Origin of the sequence: Rheinheimera sp. (assembly GCF_030824435.1) — a bacterium.
In the GTDB taxonomy this organism is placed as follows: Bacteria; Pseudomonadota; Gammaproteobacteria; order Enterobacterales; family Alteromonadaceae; genus Pararheinheimera.
Window position 1 is genome coordinate 1 of the sequence record NZ_JAVBXS010000073.1, and the last position, 4,372, is coordinate 4,372.

Below are 4,372 nucleotides of genomic sequence, written 5' to 3' on the forward strand. Positions count from 1 at the left end.
GCAGGCTCAGATCATTCAGCGCTATGGTGGAGCCATAACGCATAAACACCGACTGCACTATTGCAACAGGCTCAGCCACAGGGCCGGCGACCGGCGTGACAGGCGCCATGGCATGCTGATGCTCCCCAGCTGTCACTGCGCCAGCTCCGGCAACCAGTCTGGCCAGGCCTTGGATTCATCAAGCCGTACATAAGCCATACCAGGTAAACCTGTTTTTACCTTATCTATATGTTTTTGCAAAAGAACAGGGCTTATTTTTGCTTTGACCCTGAACATTAGTTTTTCCCTTTCACTGGCCGTTTCTACTGTTTTGGGCGTGAACTGCGCCACATCAGCCACATAAGAAACAGTGGCAGCAATAGCACGCTGCGGCACTGCATCCAGCACCAACCGCACTTCACTGCCAAGCGCTATCTGGCCAGCTTTGGCCGAAGGCAAAAAAAACGTCATATACACATCGGTTAAATCAATCAGACTCAACACCTTGCCACCGGCCGCCACCACTTCGCCGGTCTGGGCAATACGGTATTGAATACGGCCGGCCCTTGGTGCTTTTAGCTGATTGTCGGCAAGTTCTACTTCAACCCTGTGCACAGTTGCCACAGCGGCTTCAATGGCGGACTCAGCCGATAAAATTTGTGCTTTGCCAGATGTCATAGCCGCTTCTGCTGCTTTAATTTGCGCTTTGGCGGCACTCACTGCCGCTTTGGCGCTTGTCACCAGCGTGTTGTTGTCATCCGCCAGTTGCCTGGACACAGAACCTGTTTCTGCCAGAGTGCCGGTGCGTTTGGCTCTGTTTTGCGCAGCAATGAGTTCAGCCGCACGTTGGTTCAACACTGCTTCCAAAGCGTTTTTTTCACTTTCACGTTGCTGCAGCTGACTTTGTGCTGTTAACAAGGCACTTTGAGTTTGGCGCAACTGCGCCTGAGCCTGCTGTAACTGGGCCAATAAAGCGTCCGATTCGACTTCAGCCAGCAGCTGGCCTGCAGTAACAAAATCGCCTTCATCAACCAGCATCGTTTTGATGCGGCCTGAGGTTTTGCTGGCAATAGCAATTTCAGTGGCTTCAATCCGGCCATTGCTTTGTAATAAGTTGTCCACTGCAGCAGGTTGCCAATAATGCTGATACCACACCACAACAAGCACAATCACCAGCAGCAGTGTCAATACACCGGCCAGGCCAAATCTGCGCAGACCCTGTTGTTCACCTACTGCTTGTTGTTGCATCTTTGCTTCCTTGAAAGGATGTTGCTGTTATCAGTGCCAACTGCACCTGTCAGCCAGATAAGGGTCATCTGGTTTTAGCTTCACTTTATGGCATTTTTCCCGCTGCTTCCGGGCTAAATCATCATGCATTGATATAAAACAAAAAATAATCTGCCCCAAGGCCAGCCATCACTACATAACATAATGGCGCAATTTATGAAGCTGCCGGCAACAATAACGCTTTGTATTGCTCACGACCTGTTTTGCAAAGTCAGGTTAAATTCAGTTTCAGCCGTTAGAATTGCGCTTTGGTATTGCTGTCCCTGTGCGACAGCCTGATTTTTGAGGACATTCTGATGAAAAAAACCACACTTTCTGTTGTCGCAGCAATGCTGCTTTCTGGTCCGGCGCTGGCCGGTGAATTTATTCCGGCTGCAGGTTTTGGTCCGCAATATGGCGACCTTGGCGCCAAAATAACCTACCGCGAAAACAATCTGGGCTTTTTTGCCGGTGTAGGTATTCATGGTGCTGCTTTGGGTGTACAAATGGCGCCGGCTGCCAGTAGCCCTCATGCTTTTGGTCTGATGTATGGCACTGAATCTGACATTTTTAACGCTGAAGAGTTAGTGCTGGTCACTTATGACTACCACTTAACCAGTTTTAGTGGCCGTGGCTGGGTGCTGGGCGCAGGTTTAGGTCAGGCCGATCGCACCGACCGTGGCCGTGACGGTGACAGCAAAACCCTGGCTGTACTCAATATCGGTTATAAATTCTAAGCCTTTGCGCACAAACGCCTGCCGCAGCATAAGGCAGGCGTACTTCCCTCTTGCTATCACGCTTTTTATCCTGCTTTTATCTTGCTTTGCTTTGCCTTTTACCTGCCATAAAATCCGGCAAGCGCCATTGTTTTTTACCTAACCAGCCAGTGCACGACAAAGCTGCATAAAAGCTGCACCGGCAATTAGAAAACTCTTATACTCAAATCATGCCCGCCGGAGATTGCTGATGAAATGTTTTGCTGCAGCTTGGTATCTGTTCTGTACCCCCCTTGTGGCGGCGCCTCTACAGATTTGTTATGAAGATCATGAACACTCACCAGCTTTGCCCAAACAAATGGTGGAAGGAGTTGCCGCTTATGGTGGGCACAGTCAGGTAGCAGCTCAGGCCTTTGTGCTGGCCGGTGTGCCGGTAGAACTACATCGTATGCCGTGGAAACGTTGCCTGCATGAAGCTGGCATTGGCAACATGGATGGCGTTATTGGAGTTGGCTGGACCGCCGAGCGTCAACAACTACTGGCTTTCCCGCTGGATGCCCAACAACAACCAAACAGCAGCCTGAGTCTGATGTCGGTGGATTATCATCTGTACACCCATAAACACAGCTCACTGCGCTGGGACGGTACCGAACTGTCGGGTATCAAGTTTGGCCTGTCTGCCCCCCAGGGTTTTGTGGTGGAACAAAAGCTAAAACAACTGAATGCGCTGAGCACCTTAGCTTCAGGTTTAAATGCCGGGCTGGAAATGGTGCTGAACAACAGACTGGACGGTTATGTGCTGGCTGAATTTGTTGCCGATGCCCAGCTTAAACAACACCCAAAAGCGGCGCTGATTAAAAAACTGCAACCGCCTTTTTATCAGCAGCCGTTGTTTTTGGTATTCAGCAGCAAACTGGCGCAAAGCCAACCGCAACTGCTGCAACAGATCTGGCAGCAAATTCCCGCTGCACGCCAGATGCTGAGCCAACAACAGCAACCACTACCCGACCACCCAGAGTCAACACCATGTTGCCGCTGATAGCCGCTGCCTGTCACTGTTGCTGCTGCGCTACCGGCAACATTTGTTGTAACAACTGACAATCCTGCACCTGTTGCATGGCATATTGCCGGCAACTGGCCGCCAGCTGCGCCTGATGCGTTGTTAATGCTGTCACCATCTGCTGCTCAAAACGGCAACTGCGTCTGTCGCTGCGACTATGGGCTAAGGCCAAAGCAACAGCACAAGCCTGAGCATACTGACGCATCGCAAGCGCCGGGTTCACAGGGTGCAGGCAGATATCTTCGGGATCTAAATCGACATTGGCGTGATGCAAAGAGCGCAACAGATAATGGGCGCCTTCAAACTGGTGGTCATCCAACACTAAATCCGGCCGGCGCTGCATCAAACGCTGGCAATCTACCGTCAGATGGGCGTCATTCAGTTCATTCACCGGGCTTAAACCGGCAAAAAATGCCAGCGGCGCCGAACGACGTTGTTGTTTGGCTTCCACCACATGATAAAGTGCCAAATCGGCGTCAGAACAAAGTTGTGTTGGCCCAACCAGCAAATAATAACGCTGCAGATTTAACGAGCCTGTGCCCGCGCCCTGACGTGCCACTAAGTCCACTATGTCATCGTCGACAAAAGGCCGGAACGCCGTCAGCACCTGCTGATAACTTGTTTCATCCAGCCGGGTAAATTTACCGGCGTCTTGTTTAAAACGCAGTGGCCTGGCGGTTAAATCCACAGTTTTTGCCAGGGTGCTTTTGGTTGAAAACTGCTCACCTGCCGCCGACCTTTTAATGGCTTTTTTCAAAAAAGGTTTCAGTAAATGGATTTTCGGAAAATCGTCCTGGGCGTTAAATCTGCGTTCCGGATTGTTGTGAATACGCGTTAATTCTTTGCTGTATTCACTAAAAAAAGCCAACATGGCTTTATCAGCATCTTTTTCAGTCGCCACTTTTAAAGCACTCAAATCAGCCTCGTTATCTGCCCGATATGTTCCTGACAACAAACCACGGCAATAATCTGCGGCCAATAACAAACTGACGGCAAAACGGCTTAAGTCCCACACCGCATGGCCCACACAAGCATCATCAAAGTCGTTGGGACCAAAAATCACTCTTTCACCACTGCTGCCTTCCTCGGTAAAAAAACCAAAGTTAGCCAAGTGACAATCACCCATCACCCGTACCAAAGGCAATTCGGTCAAAGCGTTGGGCAATTGCAGCAGCTCCCTTTTGATATCAGCATAAAATAAACCTGAGCTGCCACGTAAAAAGCGGAATGGGCTTTGGGTCATTTTCTGATGTTTCACTAGAGGTGCTATGGCAGGGTCGACGCCATCGGTGCGGATAAACTCCTGCTGTAACTGGGATTTACGCAGGCTTGTTTCAACAAAAGAGCTCAT

Annotated in this window: 4 protein-coding genes; 2 read left to right on the top strand and 2 right to left on the bottom strand. The window is 50.2% G+C overall.

From position 1 onward, the window contains the following. Window positions 1–132: 132 nt before the first annotated feature. Entirely contained in the window at window positions 133–1,227 is a 1,095-nt protein-coding gene (locus tag RCH83_RS13375) for an HlyD family secretion protein (protein WP_306522908.1), read from the bottom strand. A 335-nt stretch (window positions 1,228–1,562) separates the two neighbouring features. Here RCH83_RS13375 and RCH83_RS13380 point away from each other — a divergent pair, with 335 nt between their 5' ends. Both RCH83_RS13380 and RCH83_RS13385 read left to right on the top strand, forming a co-directional pair. Next, on the top strand, window positions 1,563–1,982 hold the full coding sequence (locus RCH83_RS13380; RefSeq protein WP_306522910.1) for a hypothetical protein: 420 nt from the start codon (window positions 1,563–1,565) through the stop codon (window positions 1,980–1,982). A 229-nt stretch (window positions 1,983–2,211) separates the two neighbouring features. Beyond that, window positions 2,212–3,000, top strand: coding sequence for an ABC transporter substrate-binding protein (locus RCH83_RS13385; protein ID WP_306522912.1), 789 nt, complete (start codon window positions 2,212–2,214; stop codon window positions 2,998–3,000). Between the two features lie 13 nt (window positions 3,001–3,013). On the opposite strand, the gene RCH83_RS13390 is transcribed toward RCH83_RS13385, so the two are convergent. Next, a partial coding sequence (locus tag RCH83_RS13390) for a DUF2252 family protein (protein ID WP_306522914.1) occupies window positions 3,014–4,372 on the bottom strand: 1,359 nt, incomplete at its 5' end.

What these genes read in the sequence shown, in the direction of transcription:
- RCH83_RS13375 (WP_306522908.1), bottom strand. Translation starts at nt 1,227, where the DNA reads ATGCAACAACAAGCAGTAGGTGAACAACAGGGTCTGCGCAGATTTGGC.
- RCH83_RS13380 (WP_306522910.1), top strand. Translation starts at nt 1,563, where the DNA reads ATGAAAAAAACCACACTTTCTGTTGTCGCAGCAATGCTGCTTTCTGGT.
- RCH83_RS13385 (WP_306522912.1), top strand. Translation starts at nt 2,212, where the DNA reads ATGAAATGTTTTGCTGCAGCTTGGTATCTGTTCTGTACCCCCCTTGTG.